Source organism: Bradyrhizobium sp. Tv2a-2 (genome assembly GCF_000472425.1).
In the GTDB taxonomy this organism is placed as follows: Bacteria; Pseudomonadota; Alphaproteobacteria; order Rhizobiales; family Xanthobacteraceae; genus Bradyrhizobium.
Genome location: NZ_AXAI01000004.1, coordinates 266,924 through 282,152, shown reverse-complemented (window position 1 = coordinate 282,152; position 15,229 = coordinate 266,924). Strand labels below are relative to the sequence as shown.

Here is a 15,229-nt window from a genome sequence, read left to right as displayed (position 1 = left end):
ATTACCTTGTCGGTCCGATCGCGAGGCCAAGATGGAGCGGCGAGCGTTTGTTCTGGGGTTGAGTACGGTCGTTGCTGCATGGCCGCCGCGCACTCGGGCTGAAGCTGCGATTCGCACCATCGGGCTCTGGTGGTCCCCGTCGCAACTCAATGACGGACTGTTTCGTTACAAGCAGCGGCTTGCACAGCTTGGCTGGTCAGAAGATCGTAACCTGCGTATTCAAGTCCGCGCCTGGCAAGGCGATATGGGGACAATGCGCGAACAGGCCAGTGAATTGCTGGCGATGCATCCCGACGTGATTGTCGCGTCCAGCAACCCGGCGCTTGCGATCCTGAAGCCGCTCAGCGGAGGCGTTCCAGTCGTATTTGTTTTTGTGGCTGATCCGGTCGGAAGCGGCTTCGTCGAGAGTTTGGCCCATCCCGGTGGAAACATCACCGGCTTCACCAACTTCGAGCCAGCAATGGGAGGCAAATGGCTCGAGCTATTGAGAGAAGCGGTGCCGGCGATGAAAAGCGTCCTCGTCTTGATGCATCCAGAGACAACCGCGCACAAGGAGTTCTCGCGAAGCATCGAGGCGGTGGCCGGGTCCCTGCAGGTCGAGATCGTACCAGCCGGCGTTCACAATGCGGTAGAGATCGAGCGTGCCATCGCGGACTTCGCTGCAAATCACAACGGGGGCGTCATTGCACTGCCACACCCTGTTACTGAGGTTCATAGCGACCTCATCATCCAGCAGGCAACTTCACACTCGCTGCCAACGATCTTCGCTTCCGCGACACACGCCTCCGCTGGCGCACTTATCACCTACGGGATCGTTCTTGCTGCCGCTCTCCTGCAGACGACCGAATATGTCGACCGTATCTTGCGCGGCACCAAACCTGCCGACCTGCCGGTTCAGGCACCGCAAACGTTCGAATTGGCTGTGAATTTGAAAACAGCGAAATCGCTCGGCCTCACTATCGCGCCCACGCTGCTTGCCCGTGCCGACGAGGTGATCGAGTAGCTTTTTTTGCCGCGGCGCATAAGTCCGCTGTTGGCCGTCCCGAGCGGCTGCCGCTGCATGTCCGCTAGATGCCAGCTCTTGCGGGGTGAAGCAGACTCGATAAGCTAACCTGAGTTCTTCCGGGTCTGACCCGAGCCGGACCAAGCACTCCCCTTGCATCCCGGATCGGCGAGCGCACCGCGCGGTTCTATCTTGCCGTCGAAGGTGCGCTCTGCCTCGCCCGTGCCGAACGAGACTCGAGACTCGCCACGGCATCCAGTGCGGGATAGCATGCGTCAAATCCTCGGTGTGCGGGCTGCCAGACGTTGGTGTGTTCGGCACCCCAACGCCTCCGCCCTGGTTGGAGTGCGTTTCCGCGCGGCGCCCTGCGGTAGCAAAGGGCGCGCCAAGGGAGGATTGGATTATGTTAATTTGCCAGTGTAACGCAATTGATCGGCGCGACGTGGTGTGTGGCGGCGGGGCAGCTCTGTTCGGCGCCGTTGTGGCGTCGTTGATCGGCAGCGCGAAGCCGGTACGCGCGGAAACGATCGCCGGCAAGGTTCCCGAGATAGATCGCGCGGCAGTGCGCGTCGTGGTCGACAGCTATCAATTCGCGGTGGCGCCGAGCCGAAAGAATGCTGATGTCGAGATCGAACACTTCGGCTGGGGCATCGGTGCCGGCAAGCCGCCCGGTAAAACGCTGATCAGTGAATTTGGTCTGTCGATGCACATCGAGACGCGACGCGGCACCGAGACACGAAATGTTCTGATGGATTTCGGCTTCACACCGGATGCGCTGGTAAACAACGCCAATCTCGTAGGCATCGATCCGGCTGCGCTTGATGCCCTTGTCTTAAGCCACGGTCACTACGATCATTTTGGCGGTCTCGCCGGCTTCCTGAAGCAAAACAGTGGCAAGCTGAAAGCCAAACTACCGATTTACATCGGCGGCGAGGAGGTATTCTGCTCGCGCGAATGGACGGCTCCGCCGGTGCGTGGCGACTTCGGAGCCTTGGATCGCAAAGCACTCGAAGATGCCAATGTTGCGGTGACCTATGCAGAAGGACCCGCACTGGTCGCCGATCACGGCTTCACTACCGGGCACATCGGCCAGACGAGCTTTGAGAAGCTGCTGTCCCCCAGCGCCATGAAGATTGGCGTGGACCACGGCATTGGATGCTATGGCGACAAGCTTCCGGAGGACGAACGCACAAGTGCTGTTATACCGGATCAGTTCCGGCACGAGATTGCCACTGCGTTCAATCTAAGGGGCCGTGGATTGATCGTATTGACCTCTTGCAGTCATCGCGGGGTGATCAACGCAATCAAACAGGCCCAAGCGGCCTCGGGCGTCAACAAGGTTCATGCGGTGATCGGCGGCTTCCACCTCGCGCCCTATAAGGAAGATTATGTGCGCGACACGATCACAGCGCTCAAGAATATGGACATCGACTACATCATTCCACTGCACTGCACTGGTGAGCCGTTCTACGACATGGCAAAGGCCGAGATACCGAACAAGCTCCTGCGTTCCTACACGGGCACACGCTTGATTTTCGCTGCCTGAGAAGGACACATGCAATCCTTGCGCCCACGGGCCGAGAACGGGAGCAATTTTTGGCCGCGGCCGATCCTGGGGTGCTGAATCACAGCGCCACGGCGATCGAGTGCGAAATTTGTCGGATGACCTATTCCACATACACGACGAAACCTGTCTCGGCTGCTCGCCGGCCAAATTGGATTCAGCGAGATGCGAACTCACGACGCCTGCCCCGGAGAGACCTCTGCGTCCGAGGGCGCCTCGTCTCGTTGCGGTGCAGGAGTCAGCTCTTGATCCATCGCGTCGCTTTGCTGCTATGCAGCAATACGTCGGCCACCAGGGCACAGCGGACTCTGACGGGCCGTTCGCCCGGCGCGTTCATGTGCTAACGGCCCAGCTAGCCCGATCGCTGTTCTGCGGCCGAGGGAAACACACGGCTAAGGCCGCTCGGCGGCTCAGATCAGCTACCGCCGACACCGTTGAAGTCACGATTGCGGGAGCTTGAGGCGACAAGCCGTGGCGGTCTGCTTGGTCGGAACCATTTATCCTTAACATGCTTGCCTTGTGGGCTGTCGGGTTGGTTGGTTCCAACAAGCGATCGAAGTCATGACGAAAAGCCGCTTGGTCCTGTTCGTCACTTTGGCTCTTCTGCCTGCCGGGCTTGTTACGGCACGGGACGATGGCCGATACGCAAACTCGCCCCTCAAGCCCTGGTTCGACAGTCTGCGGAGCAGCAGGGGACTGTGCTGTTCGGATGCCGACGGATTTGCCGTGTCCGATCCGGACTGGGATTCGAAGGATGGACATTATCGGGTTCGCCTCGAGGGCGAGTGGATCGTGGTGCCTGACGATGCCGTCATCACCGAGCCCAATCGTGCAGGCCGTACCATGGTGTGGCCGGTGAAGAGCTCGCTCGGAATCTCCATTCGATGCTTCCTGCCGGGAAGCTTGAGCTGACACGACGGGCCTCGCGGCGCGGTCGATGTGAAGCTGATCACGCTGCCGCGCCCTTGCGCCACTGATGAAGACCTCTCGTCTTATTCGGCGGCGTCGGCCAGGGATCTCATCTCCTCGTGGTGCTGGACCTGCCTGGGCTTGCCCATCAGCACCGGCTGGAACAATACGGCCGCTGCCATCGTGCAGAGGAGGGCGAGCGCCATCATCTTGCCCATGCTCGACATGCCCGGATAGTTCGATACCCACATGCTGCCGAATGCCACCGCATTGGTCATGGCACTGAAGATCACCGCGCGCGTAAGGGTCGACTGCAACAGCCCGGTTTTGCCGGCGCGCCAGGCCATTATGTAATAGATCTTGAAAGCAACACCCACGCCAAGCAGCAGCGGGAGTGCGACGATATTGGCAAAATTGAGCGGAAGTCCCCATAGGACAGAAATTTCCAGCGTCACCGCGCCCGCAAGCAGCAGCGGGATGAGCGTAAGGAGAACATCGATCGTTCGCCGCAGTGCGATGAAGAGCAGGATTGCGATGGCAATGAGCGCCAGGATGCCCGCTTCAATGAAGGCTCTCGTGACGGTTTGCGCGGACTCATAGTAGCTGACCGCAGCACCCGCCGCCGAAGGCTCGGCATGAAGGACGGCAATGGCGAAATCGCGCAGCACGGTGAGATCGTTGGGATCGCCCTTCGGCAGTGCCTGCACCCGCGCGCGCCCGTCGGACAGCATCCAGTCGCGCACCAGATTTGCCGGCAGATTCTGCAGCGTGATCGTTTGCGGATCGAGGCTCTTGTCAAGGCGCGCCAGATCGTAATGCAGGGGCGACAGGATCGCACTGGCGGCTCGGGCGCGGGTATCGGAATTGGAGTTCGCAAGCTGCTTGAGCAAGGCGGCCAGCTCTCGCGCATCGTCGGCCGCGCTCCCTGTTGCGCCGGCCGCAGCCCGATCGAGCGCGTCTGCGGCGTGCCGAATGGCTGCCACATCGTCCTGATCGCTCGGGGCGTCAGCTCGTCGCCGCGGGTGCAATGCCGGACCGAGCGCCTGCGCGGCCGCGTGCAGCGCCGCGATCTTCTGGTCTTGATCGCCTGGTATGAAATTCGTCAATGTCAGCGCCCGCTTGACCTCGGGAACCGAGGCCAGGCGTTTGGCGATTTGATCGGCCTGCTCGAGTGACGGCGCCAGCACCTCCGCGTCATTGCCGCTGGTCTCGGGCTCGGACTGCAATTGTCGATATGTCACGACAGACGGCGAATTCGGATTCTGCAGGTCGATCGGGTTGAAATCGAAGCTCAGATGGAACAGCAGCGGAGCGCCGGCCAGCACCGCGAGGAACGTGCCTGCGATCACGGCGATGCGATGGCGTTGCAGGAAGTCGTCAACGGGGGCGAGGACCTTAAAGCCGACCGCAGCGGGCTCCCCCGGCGGATTGAGCGCAGTCAGCATGGCCGGCACCAGCGTGATGCTGCAAAGAAAGGCGATCAGCATGCCGCATCCGGCAATCAGACCAAGTTCGGAAAGACCTCGGTAGCTCGTCGGCAGGAAGGCGAAAAAGCCAACGGAAGTCGCAGCCGCCGCCAGCGACAGCGGCTTTCCGGCCTTGTGGGCCGCGCTGCAGAGCGCATGTCGCAGGCTGCCCAGCTCATGCCGCTCGGTGCGGTAACGTACACTGAATTGAATCCCGAAGTCGACGCCAAGCCCGACGAACAGCACAAAGAACGCAATCGAGATCAGATTGAAGGACCCGACCATCACAAGGCCCAGCGCGGCGGTCGCAGCCAAGCCGACAATGAGGCTGAAGAACACTGCGGCAATCAGCTTGAACGAGCGCAGTGCGAGCCACAGGACGATCAGCACGCCGAGCGTGGCCGTCAGCGTGTCGCGCAGCGCGCTGTATCGAATCACGGAGAACTGATCATCGTTCATAGGCACCTGGCCGGTCAGGCGAACATCGACTCCCGGCGTCTTGAGATCGGCCGCTGTCCTGTGGATACCGTCGGTCGCCGCGCGCCCCGGCTGCAGCGCGCTGAAGTCAAGCCTGGGGGCGACCTCGACAAAATGCCTCAACTGGCTGGCCGGCAACGCATGGCCCTCCAACAGCTCCTGCCAGGAAAAGAATGCAGGCCTGCCGGCGAGCACATCGGTCAGGGTCGTCCTGGCGAGCGAGAGCGGCCACGCCAGCTGCTCCAGCTTGAGTCGACCGTCATGAACGCCGTCCGCCGCGGAGGCGAGCACATTGGCGACGCCGCGCAGGCTTGGATCGGCTGCCAGCTCCGCCAGAAAGGGTTGCGCACGGCTCAGCCCCTCGGCCGTGGTCCTGACGTCGGACAAGGAGCCGTACAGCAATCCGTTGCGGTCGAAGAAATCGCCGCTGTAGGGCTGCGTGACCTCGCGATAAAGGTCGGGATTCTTGGCCAGCTTTTCGGCGAGGGCGCTGGTGGCAATCGCGGCGTTTTCCGGCGTCGGTGCCGTCACAACGGCGGTGATGCCCTTTTGCGGAAAGGCTTGCGTCAGCTGCACCTGCCGTTGGTGCCAGGGCAATTTCGACGAGACGAGCGTCTCGATATCAGTGTTGATGGAGAAGCGAACGACATCGTAGACCGTCGTTCCAAGCAGCAGGATGACCCCGGCCGCGATGACGGCCCGCCAGTGGCGCACACAGACGTCCACAATGCCGACAATGGCCTTGTTCATATTCATAATGGAGACGCGTCCGGATAATGCTTTTCCGGACAAGCCTCATGGGGCTGCGGCAGTTCCCTGGTCCGCGCTACGACGTCTATCTCTTTTCCGCGAGCACTCGAACCAAAGCCGCTGCGAGAACGAAGTTCCGCAGCGGCCCGGCTTTGCAGCGCGTGAGGCGTGGTCCGGTTTCGAAACTGACCTGGACGACATCCGCGCGCCGATTGCGCTCAGCCTTTCAGCACCTTGACCCATCGTGTGCCGCGCTGGCCGCCCCCGCAGCGCAGGGTGACGATGGGACCGTCTTCGAGCGCGAGTTTGACGGCTTTCGCTTTCTTCACCCGCCGCAGCAGAGGTTCCGGTCCGCAGATCGAGCCTTCCGCGACCACGCGCCCCGGTTCGCTGGCCAGAATCAGTGAATAGGGGACCAGCGCCACGTCGCGCCCTTCGATGATGATCATGCCGTCGCCGCGGAGCTCACTGGCGACCTCGCCGTGGATCTCCATCGCAAACCTCCACACAAAAATGGAAAGGCCCGACGCGGCCGATTGGTTCCAACTCGCGACGCCAGCGCCGTGAAGCCTGCAGCCGGCAGTGATGCAAGGATGAAACAGTCGGCTCGTGGACAGTGGGGAATTCGGTGCTTAGGCGCAGGTTTAATTTGCCGCGCTTGAGCGAGTCTGATTCTCTGCTGGTGGGGTAGATTCAGGGGGCGTTATGTTGACGCGTGCCGTCGGCGCGATCGCGCTGACTTTTTCTCTTTCGTCCACCGCGCTGGCCGGACATCATCCGGGTATCGTGCAGCGCGTGTCCTGCTCGGTGGTTCGCTACTACGTCGCGAAATATTCGGCGTCGGCCGCTGAAATGTGGGCGCGCAGCCATGGCGCGACTGATGCCGAGATCGCGGCTGGCCGGCGCTGCCTGAACGATCAGCCGACGCAAAATGTCGAAGCGACACGCTGGTCCGGGCAGTAGGCCCGCCCGCGAGCATCAGCCTGACTTGCCGACGAAGGTGACGGGGATGCCCTTGCTCACCTCCATAGCCAGTTGTTGCGCATCCCAGTTGGTCAGGCGGACGCAACCGTGCGAGGCCGCTTTGCTGACCTTGCCGGGATTGGGTGTGCCATGAATGCCATAACCCTCGGCTGAAAGGCTGATCCAGACCGTACCGACCGGATTGTTCGGCCCAGGCCTGATGATGAAGGGCGATCTCGCGTGGACGCCCTTGAAGTGATAGGCGGGATTGTAGCGGTAGGTCGGGTCACGATCGATGCTCGTGACTTGCAGGGTGCCAATCGGCGAGGGCTTTTCCTCGCTGCCCACGGTTGCCGGATAGAAGTCGATGAGCTGGTTGGAGGCGCCGAATACCTTCACGGTTTGGCTGATCTTGTCGACCTCGATGTGATCCGCTTTGCCAGGCCCGTTTGCCACCGCCGCGTCGGTCACGACGATGGTAGCGCCAGCCCGGCGAAATTGCCGTCCCGGATTAAGCGCTGCCAACAAGTCCTCGCTCATGTGGAATTTCTCGGCCAGCTCTTCGTGTGGGCTCGTATAGGCCAGCCGGCCGAGACGTTTCATCTCCTCCATCCTGTGTGGCAGCTTTGCCAGGAAGGGCCCGGCGACATCCTTGGTCGTGACCTGATAGGTCGAGAGCACGGCGCGGCTATCGGCCGTAAGCTTCTGCCAGATCTCCGGCGTCAGCTGGTCGCCGCCGCCAAGCTGCTGCGCGGCGGCATAGGCTCGCAGCGCCTTTCTGGCATTGTCGCCGAACTTGCCGTCGATCTCGCCGGGTGAAAAACGAGCCCGCGCCAGCAGCACCTGGAGCCGCACTGCGAGCGGCGAGATATCGTGCACCGCTGGCTGCTTGCCGGAAAACTCCGCCGCGTTGACCCGCTCGAGCGTCAGCTCAGCGGCGTTGATGGGCGCAGAGGAGCCGATGAGGGCGCAGCAAACCGACGCAACCAGGGCAACCACGCGCACGCGGCCTCGGACCGGGCGGGCTGCCTCGCTGAGCCTATGTCGTGTCGCCCTGGTCATGGGACGCCTCGCCTGGATAACGCCTTACCAACGCGTTGCGCCGGTTTTATTTCCCGGCGAAAACTGCGCCCCTACGAACGCCATGATGGTGACTGAGGTCTGCTAGGCCGTCGGGCGGCTGGATCGCTCCGCCCGCAGCCGGTAATCTCTCCCTCGATCCGAACAGCGCCGGCAGAACGTCGCGCGCACCGATGCCGGAAGCGTCAAGTTCGCAACAGGCGGCGATCGAGAAGGCGCTGGATGGTCTGGGCGCGCTTGCGAGCCGGCGGATCGAGGCGGCGGACTAACGCAAGACCGTGGCAGTCTTTTCGCCGATGCCGTAAGACTTGCGCGGCATCGGCGCGGCACGTTTTGCAGGCCAATAACAACCATCGCGAACAACACGCAGGGAAAGGTCGATCATGAAGGATTTCGCCGGGAAGATCGCCGTCGTCACCGGGGGCGGCACGGGCATGGGGCGGGAGCTCGCGCGCCAGCTCGTGGCGGAGGGCTGCAATGTCGCGATGTGCGACGTCTCGGCAGAGGCCATGGCGGAGACGAAACGGCTGTGCGAGGTGGAGGAGCTGCCGCAGGGCCTGCGCGTCACGACCCATATTGCGGATGTCTCGATCGAGGATCAGCTCAAGCGCTTCCGCGACGAGCTCGCCGAGCAGCAAAAGACCGACCGCATCCATCTCTTGTTCAACAATGCCGGCATCGGCGGGGGCGGCAGCCTGTTCACCAACAGCCGCGAGCAGTGGGAGCGCACCTTCAACATCTGCTGGGGCGGGGTGTATCTCGGTGTGCGTACCTTCCTGCCGATGCTGATGAAGGCGGACGAGGCCCACATCGTCAATACCTCCAGTGTCAACGGCTTCTGGGCCTCGGTCGGCATGGGCGTGGCGCACACGGCCTACAGCGCCGCCAAATTCGCGGTGAAGGGATTTACCGAGGCTCTGATCAACGATCTCAGGCTCAACGCGCCGCATATCAGATGCTCGGTGGTGATGCCCGGCCACATCGGCACGTCCATGATCTCGAACTCGCGCCTCGTATTGAACGGCAGCGAGCGCCTGAGCGAGACCGATATTGCGCAGGCGCGCGTGCGCCTCAAGACCGCGGGTGTCGATGGCGCCGACGAGATGTCGGATGAGGAGATCCAGGTCCGCGCCGCCGAGCGCGCCCGCAGCTTCCTCGAGGAAGCCCCGACCACGGCGGTGCAAGCCGCGAAAATCATCCTTGACGGCGTCAAGCGCGACCAATGGCGCATCCTGGTCGGCGACGACGCGCACAATCTCGATGCGCGCGTGCGGCAGCGCCCGGAGGACGCCTACACGACGGAGTTCTACAAGAGCTTCGCCGAGGAGGTCGGCTGGCGGCTGGGCTGAAGTCGCCGTCGACAGGGGCCGATAGCGGTAGGCTAGAGCATTTCCGGTTCTGATTGAATCAGAACCGCAGCTCTAGATTCTTGTTTTGACGCGTTTTCTTCACGCGAACCGGTCCCCACTTCGCTCGAAAACACTCTAAGGAGTGCTTGCTGCCGCAGCGGAGACCTTGCTTCGATTTGAGTCAATGCGCTTGGCCTCGGCGATGTCGGCAAAGGCGTGCTTCAGATCACCCATGCGATGGTAGACAATGGCGCGATCGATATACGCGTCCGAGGCGGTGGGATTGTGAGAGATCGCCAGATCGAAGTCGACGAGCGCGAGAAAGAGGTCGCCACTGCGATACGCCGAGATGCCTCGCTCCTGGTAATATTTGGCGTCGTCGGTTTCAGAGTAGCGTACCAGCGGGGTGTTCGGACTTGATGCTGCGCTGGCTGCATCCTCTGAAGACGCAATGGCGTCCTGTGTGGTCTGCTTGGGGCTTTCCGCGTTCGCTTGCGCCTTGGGTGCTGCGATCTCATAGGGCTGGTCGCGGGCGCTGGCTTGTCCAATTGTGTCGGACGATCCAGTCGATGGCGCGGGCGCGGTCGGCGCCGATTTGGGTGTCGACACTGCGAACACATGTGCCGGAGCGAAAAGGATATTGGGTGAGGGCGCGAGAAGCAGGTAGCCCGCGCCGAACACGCCCATCGTGAGAGAAGCGCCGGTAATGGTGTCGAGGACTGCCCTCCGGATCGTGTCGAACATGGCGCGCCTTGGCTTCGAACCTTGCTGCCGAAGGGCGGTTTCGAGCAGTTGGTCGTAAGTCGCGCGCTGACGCTCGTCGCGGAGAATGGCGTTGGCGCGCACGATCCGCCGGAATCTCTGTGGAGCATCCGGGTCGTCGGGATTTGTGTCAGGATGGTTGGCTTTGACGGCCTTACGGAATGCAGCTCTGAGACTTTCGGCGTCGTCGTCCGGAAGTGCACCAAGCAAATCGTAAAGGGTTTTCATAATTGCTCACGCAGCTATTACTCGTCCTCAGGCAATTCCTCATTCCAATGCACTGCTGTCTTGGGCCCACGATCGATGGGCGAAATCAAAGAAACCGTATGACCAAGAGCGTGATACCTCGGTGCGGCAAAAAAAAGACTGGATTTCGGAGCCGCCGCCTTACTGCTGTCATCAAGGAGTCACGCGGGTCCCGATCGCCTTGCTGGGGCTATGGATGTGCACGACGATCGTTGTGGGCCCCGAGCGGACTCAATCTCGTGTGTGCTGGACGGATGCCTGGAGCACGCCAAGACGCTCACGCGCTGCCTTCTCGGCGTCCTGGTAACATTGCCGCTCGTATTCGGCTTTCAGGCGGGCCCACTCGTCAGGGTCCACTGTCTTGAGGTCCGATCTCTTGTAGTCGCAATCGGGGGCGGGCTGTGGCGTGAGCAGCGCCGGGTCGAGCCGGCGGACCGGCGGCTGCGCATGCTGGTGCTGTTCGGGGGATCGACGGGGGGGCGGCCTGACCCGGACAGCGGTCACTTTCAACTCATGGAGCGCCAGATTGGGTTCGTGCTGCGCGGAATCGCGCGCGCAATTCGTGACTAACAGCGCGCATGAAATGGCGCAGAGGATCGCAACTCCTCGAGCAACGCGGGTACGACCGGCAGTACGCGGCCGTGCTGTTTCGAACTCATGGAAGGGGAGAGCCGAAGCCGCTTGATCCGCAAGCGTCATGCTTTTGGTTCCGGTTCGGCGCGAGACTGATTGGAGCGCCCATCACAATGTCAATTCACCCAATGCGGTGATCATGGATGGAAAATTTGAATCGCATTCTAACAAGCACGATGAATCAAAGGTAAATCGGCTTACCCTTCAGCGGGAGCCCGAGGTCACGCGCAAAAGGCGCGACCCCGGTTCGCCCAATCCCGCGATCGTCAGCGTGCGCTGACGCGATAGGCCATCCGGCTGTGGCCGGGGCAATAGGGCAGGCCTTCGACCGGCGGGTTGCCGCAGAAGCAGAAATCGTCGGCGCCCGGTGTCGAGATCGGCCAACGGCAGGTCTGGGCGCTGAGTTCGAACAGCGTGCAGGTGTGTCCGTTGTGGACCGGTGCCTCCAGTGTCGCTGTATCGTCGGCGGCTGTGACCGCACGCAGGAACTGTCGCCTGAATCGCAGGGTGGGCCGTCCGCGGGGATCGCGCGCGGCGTCCTTGCGCACGGGACCGGTGGCCCTTTCGCGCTTCAGATTGAGCCGTGAGATCTTGCCGATCACCGCGTTGCGGCTCACCCCGATACGATCGGCGATTTCGCGGCAACTCAGCCCGGCATCAAAACAGGATTTCAAAAGTTCGAGGCGTTCTTCGGTCCAGGTCGGCTGTAAGGCGGGCATGTTGTCTTATCCAAGCTTGATCCTTGATTGGATCGTCCTGGCCAACGCGCCGCGCCCGCCGCGCTACGCAGAACAACATCCCCGTTCACGGCTTGCCATTGTCGCGGATGGACAAGAGCCCGTCCTTGATGGCGTTACGGACGCCTTCCTCGATCAATGTCCTTGCTACGCCTGGAACGCTGGTGCCGTGGGTGCCCTGTCGCACCAGTTTCTCAAGATAAGCAATGGTTGAAAGCGCTAACGTAACGGGGATGCGGTCAGTCTCGGCTTTTTCGGTGGCCATGCAAAAAGCTATGCTCTAACGCAGATACATAAAAGTAACGATTAAGAGTCTATTTAGAAGTAGCGTTTTTGTACAGTGCCAAGGTAAGCCATTGAAATTTCTAGCAAAGAACGAAAGGCGCCCGCCCGCCCGGCGCTCGCGCGCGCGCCCCGGGCAGTTCGCAGGTCAAAAGATAGGGAATCGGCTGTCTTACGGCTCGCTCGCGACGGATCGCCCGCTGGCCTACTGGCCGGCCGCTGCATCGGATCGGATTGGCCTGATGGACCTGCGCAGAAGGTGAGGGCGCTGTCAGCCGTGGACGATGTCCTTGGCGAGCATGCAGTGGATACCTTTGGAGCCGTTTACGGTCTGCGTCACCCGCAGGTCGGCGGCGAGGCTGCACAGCGTGTAGGCGTCCTCGCGGGAGAGATTTCGCTTCTCGCCGATCAGCGCGATCATGTCGCGCAACGCCCGCACCACGCATTGGTCGAGGTCGGGATCCATCGCCATGGTCATGTAGTGTGTTGCCGTCTCGGCACGGGGATAATCGAGCTTGAGGTCCTTGCGCAGCGTCAAGCGGAAGCGGCCTTGCAGCGCGGTCTCGATCGCGGTGACACAGACTTCGCCGTCGCCCTGCACGCCGTGGCCGTCGCCGCAGGAAAACAATGCGCCCGGCACGAACACCGGCAGATAGAGTTTCGCGCCCGCGCCCAATTCCTTGTTGTCGAGATTGCCGCCCATGGCGCGCGGGATCAGCGAGGTGATGCGGCCCCAGGCCGGCGGCGGCGCCACGCCCATCACGCCGAAGAACGGCCTTAACGGCAGTTCGAGCCCCCAGGGCAGCTGGCCGACCATTCGCTTGCGATCAAGCGGGATGTTGAGGAGCCGCGGCTCGTGGAAATCGTCGGGCAGGGTGCCCGCGAGCGGCCGGATCAGATTGTAGCCCCAGTCCTGCCGGAGCGTGACGTCGAGAATATCGACCTCCAGCACATCACCGGGCTCCGCACCCTTGACTGCAACCGGGCCGGTGAGGATATGCCCCGGCACCATCCGCTCGCTCCTGGCGTGCACCTCGAACAATTCGGGCGGCACATGGAATTTGCTCTTGTCCGGCACCACATCGGGCCCGCCGCTGATGGTATCGATCGTGATCTCGTCGCCGCTGTCGACGGTGAGCACCGGCTTGAGCCGCGCCTCAAAAAACCCCCAATGGCAGGTTTCGGGACTGGATTTGAGATGATGGTGGGTCATGTCAGGACTTTGTGTTTTGGACGACGACAATTTATGACGCTGTAGCAGAAATCGCGAAGAGGTTTGTGTGTTTTTCGTTCTGTCCAAAACGCTCGGCGTCATCATTCTGCCGACGCACTTTCTGCTCATCATTGGCCTGCTCGGTGCGCTGTTGCTGCTCACGCGCTTTCGTGCGCTCGGCCGCAAATGCCTGGTGCTTTCGATCGTCCTGCTTGCGATCTGTGCCTTTTCGCCGCTCGGCAATGTCCTGATCTATTCGCTGGAGAGCCGGTTTCCGCCCTGGGACGCAAGCCGCGGCGCGCCTGACGGCATCATCGTTCTCGGTGGCCCGATCGATGCCGATATTTCGGTGGCGCATGACGCGCCAGTCATCCGGAGCGCCGCCGATCGCATCGTGGCGGGCGCGGCACTGGCCCGCAAATATCCGAACGCCCGCGTCATCTTCACCGGCGGCAGCCCGAACCTGATCTCGAACGATGCGCGCGAGGCTGATTATGCCGCGATGGTTTTCGACAGCCTCGGGATCGATCGCTCGCGGCTGATCGTCGAGCGGAGATCGCGCAATACGTTGGAGAATGCGGAATTTTCCAAAGCGCTCGCCGATCCCAGACCCGGCGAGCGCTGGCTCCTCGTCACCTCCGCCTTCCACATGCCACGCGCGGTCGGCCTATTCCGCAGGGCGGGCTTTCCGGTAGAACCCTATCCCGTGGATTGGCGGACCGGTGACAAGTCGGACCTGTTATCGTTCTCGAACACGGCGACAGACGGGCTGCTTAGGACCGATATTGCCATTCGCGAATGGATCGGGCTGATTGCTTATCGTCTCGCCGGCAAGACGGATGATTTGCTTCCCGGCCCCTCCCAGGACTAGAACGTTGGTGGACGAAAAGGGAGTAAGGCCATGCAACAGCAAACGCTGACCGAGGAGCTGGACCTACCCGGCATGGTGGCCGATCTCAACAGCCTGTTGCGGCTGAAGACCACCGTGATCGGCATGAAGCTGTTCGCGCGTGTCGAAGACATGGAAGCGATCCCGAAAATCAGGCGACCCAACGCCGTGCATACCACCGACCAGATCGTGAGCATGGCCTCGCGGCTCGGCTGGACGGTCGGCATCACCGGCGACGATCTTGTCGGCGCGCAATGCCGCGCGGTAATCGGGCTCGGTCCGCAGGACGACAAGTGGCTGGCAGGCGAGAATTATGTCGGCGTCTGGCACGGCACGGCGGACGACGCACGCAAGCGCCAGGAGGCGCTTGACGTGGTTCCATCAGGGCAATACCAGGCGCTCGCGGTCAGCCCGCTCGCAAGCGGCCGGCTCAATCCGCCCGATATTTGTCTTGTCTATGCCACGCCCGGTCAGATGATCATCCTGATCAACGGGCTGCAATATACCGGCTACCGCAAGTTCGAATGGAGCGTGGTCGGCGAGACGGCCTGCGCGGATTCCTGGGGGCGGGCGCTGAAGACCGGCGAGCCGAGCCTGTCGCTGCCATGTTTTGCGGAACGGCGCTATGGCGGCGTGCCCGATGAGGAGATGCTGATGGCGCTGCCGCCTTCCCATCTTGCCAAGGCCATCGCGGGCATGAAACAGCTTGCCAAGAACGGCCTGCGCTATCCGATCGCGCCCTACGGCATCCAGAACGACGTCCGCGCCGGCATGAACGTGTCTTATGGGAAGAAGTGAGGCTGCTTCAACATACACCATCGTCATTGCGAGGAGCGCAGCGACGAAGCAATCCAGAGCCTCACGCTCGGCTCTGGATTGCTTCGCTTCGCTCGCAATGACCGAAAA

Annotated in this window: 15 protein-coding genes; 7 read left to right on the top strand and 8 right to left on the bottom strand. The window is 61.9% G+C overall.

Annotation, left to right across the window (positions count from 1 at the left end; translation table 11 throughout):
• The first annotated feature begins 31 nt into the window (after positions 1–31).
• From A3AI_RS0110030 to A3AI_RS0110020, 3 genes are all read left to right on the top strand, one after another.
• Positions 32–1,003, top strand: coding sequence for an ABC transporter substrate-binding protein (locus A3AI_RS0110030; protein WP_024515453.1), 972 nt, complete (start codon positions 32–34; stop codon positions 1,001–1,003).
• A 403-nt stretch (positions 1,004–1,406) separates the two neighbouring features.
• The gene (locus tag A3AI_RS0110025) at positions 1,407–2,549 is read left to right on the top strand and encodes an MBL fold metallo-hydrolase (protein WP_024515452.1); all 1,143 of its coding nucleotides are present in this window, start codon (positions 1,407–1,409) and stop codon (positions 2,547–2,549) included.
• Positions 2,550–3,128: 579 nt separating this feature from the next.
• Complete coding sequence (locus tag A3AI_RS0110020; RefSeq protein WP_024515451.1) at positions 3,129–3,479, top strand: hypothetical protein; 351 nt, start codon at positions 3,129–3,131, stop codon at positions 3,477–3,479.
• An 80-nt stretch (positions 3,480–3,559) separates the two neighbouring features.
• On the opposite strand, the gene hpnN is transcribed toward A3AI_RS0110020, so the two are convergent.
• Positions 3,560–6,175, bottom strand: coding sequence for a hopanoid transporter HpnN (hpnN, locus tag A3AI_RS0110015; RefSeq protein WP_024515450.1), 2,616 nt, complete (start codon positions 6,173–6,175; stop codon positions 3,560–3,562).
• A gap of 212 nt (positions 6,176–6,387) precedes the next feature.
• The gene (locus A3AI_RS0110010) at positions 6,388–6,663 is read right to left on the bottom strand and encodes a hypothetical protein (RefSeq protein ID WP_024515449.1); all 276 of its coding nucleotides are present in this window, start codon (positions 6,661–6,663) and stop codon (positions 6,388–6,390) included.
• A 211-nt stretch (positions 6,664–6,874) separates the two neighbouring features.
• On the opposite strand from A3AI_RS0110010, the gene A3AI_RS0110005 reads away from it, so the two are divergent.
• Positions 6,875–7,132, top strand: coding sequence for a hypothetical protein (locus A3AI_RS0110005; protein WP_024515448.1), 258 nt, complete (start codon positions 6,875–6,877; stop codon positions 7,130–7,132).
• 15 nt (positions 7,133–7,147) lie between these two features.
• Here A3AI_RS0110005 and A3AI_RS0110000 read toward each other — a convergent pair whose 3' ends face one another.
• Positions 7,148–8,194, bottom strand: coding sequence for a L,D-transpeptidase family protein (locus tag A3AI_RS0110000; RefSeq protein WP_084800872.1), 1,047 nt, complete (start codon positions 8,192–8,194; stop codon positions 7,148–7,150).
• Between the two features lie 401 nt (positions 8,195–8,595).
• Here A3AI_RS0110000 and A3AI_RS0109985 point away from each other — a divergent pair, with 401 nt between their 5' ends.
• Positions 8,596–9,561, top strand: a complete 966-nt coding sequence (locus A3AI_RS0109985; RefSeq protein ID WP_024515446.1) for an SDR family NAD(P)-dependent oxidoreductase — start codon at positions 8,596–8,598, stop codon at positions 9,559–9,561.
• Between the two features lie 135 nt (positions 9,562–9,696).
• On the opposite strand, the gene A3AI_RS0109980 is transcribed toward A3AI_RS0109985, so the two are convergent.
• The 5 genes from A3AI_RS0109980 to A3AI_RS0109955 form a co-directional block, all read right to left on the bottom strand.
• Positions 9,697–10,551, bottom strand: coding sequence for a DnaJ domain-containing protein (locus tag A3AI_RS0109980; RefSeq protein ID WP_024515445.1), 855 nt, complete (start codon positions 10,549–10,551; stop codon positions 9,697–9,699).
• A gap of 249 nt (positions 10,552–10,800) precedes the next feature.
• Positions 10,801–11,268 carry a hypothetical protein gene (locus A3AI_RS47360; protein WP_156927706.1) on the bottom strand — a complete coding sequence of 156 codons (468 nt, stop codon included), beginning with the start codon at positions 11,266–11,268 and terminating at the stop codon, positions 10,801–10,803.
• Positions 11,269–11,468: 200 nt separating this feature from the next.
• On the bottom strand, positions 11,469–11,921 hold the full coding sequence (locus A3AI_RS0109965; RefSeq protein WP_024515442.1) for a GcrA family cell cycle regulator: 453 nt from the start codon (positions 11,919–11,921) through the stop codon (positions 11,469–11,471).
• A gap of 85 nt (positions 11,922–12,006) precedes the next feature.
• Complete coding sequence (locus tag A3AI_RS0109960) at positions 12,007–12,204, bottom strand: hypothetical protein (protein WP_024515441.1); 198 nt, start codon at positions 12,202–12,204, stop codon at positions 12,007–12,009.
• A 288-nt stretch (positions 12,205–12,492) separates the two neighbouring features.
• Positions 12,493–13,434, bottom strand: coding sequence for an acetamidase/formamidase family protein (locus A3AI_RS0109955; RefSeq protein ID WP_024515440.1), 942 nt, complete (start codon positions 13,432–13,434; stop codon positions 12,493–12,495).
• A gap of 67 nt (positions 13,435–13,501) precedes the next feature.
• On the opposite strand from A3AI_RS0109955, the gene A3AI_RS0109950 reads away from it, so the two are divergent.
• Both A3AI_RS0109950 and A3AI_RS0109945 read left to right on the top strand, forming a co-directional pair.
• The gene (locus A3AI_RS0109950) at positions 13,502–14,305 is read left to right on the top strand and encodes a YdcF family protein (protein WP_024515439.1); all 804 of its coding nucleotides are present in this window, start codon (positions 13,502–13,504) and stop codon (positions 14,303–14,305) included.
• 30 nt (positions 14,306–14,335) lie between these two features.
• Positions 14,336–15,121, top strand: coding sequence for a DUF169 domain-containing protein (locus A3AI_RS0109945; RefSeq protein WP_024515438.1), 786 nt, complete (start codon positions 14,336–14,338; stop codon positions 15,119–15,121).
• The last annotated feature ends 108 nt before the right edge of the window (positions 15,122–15,229 follow it).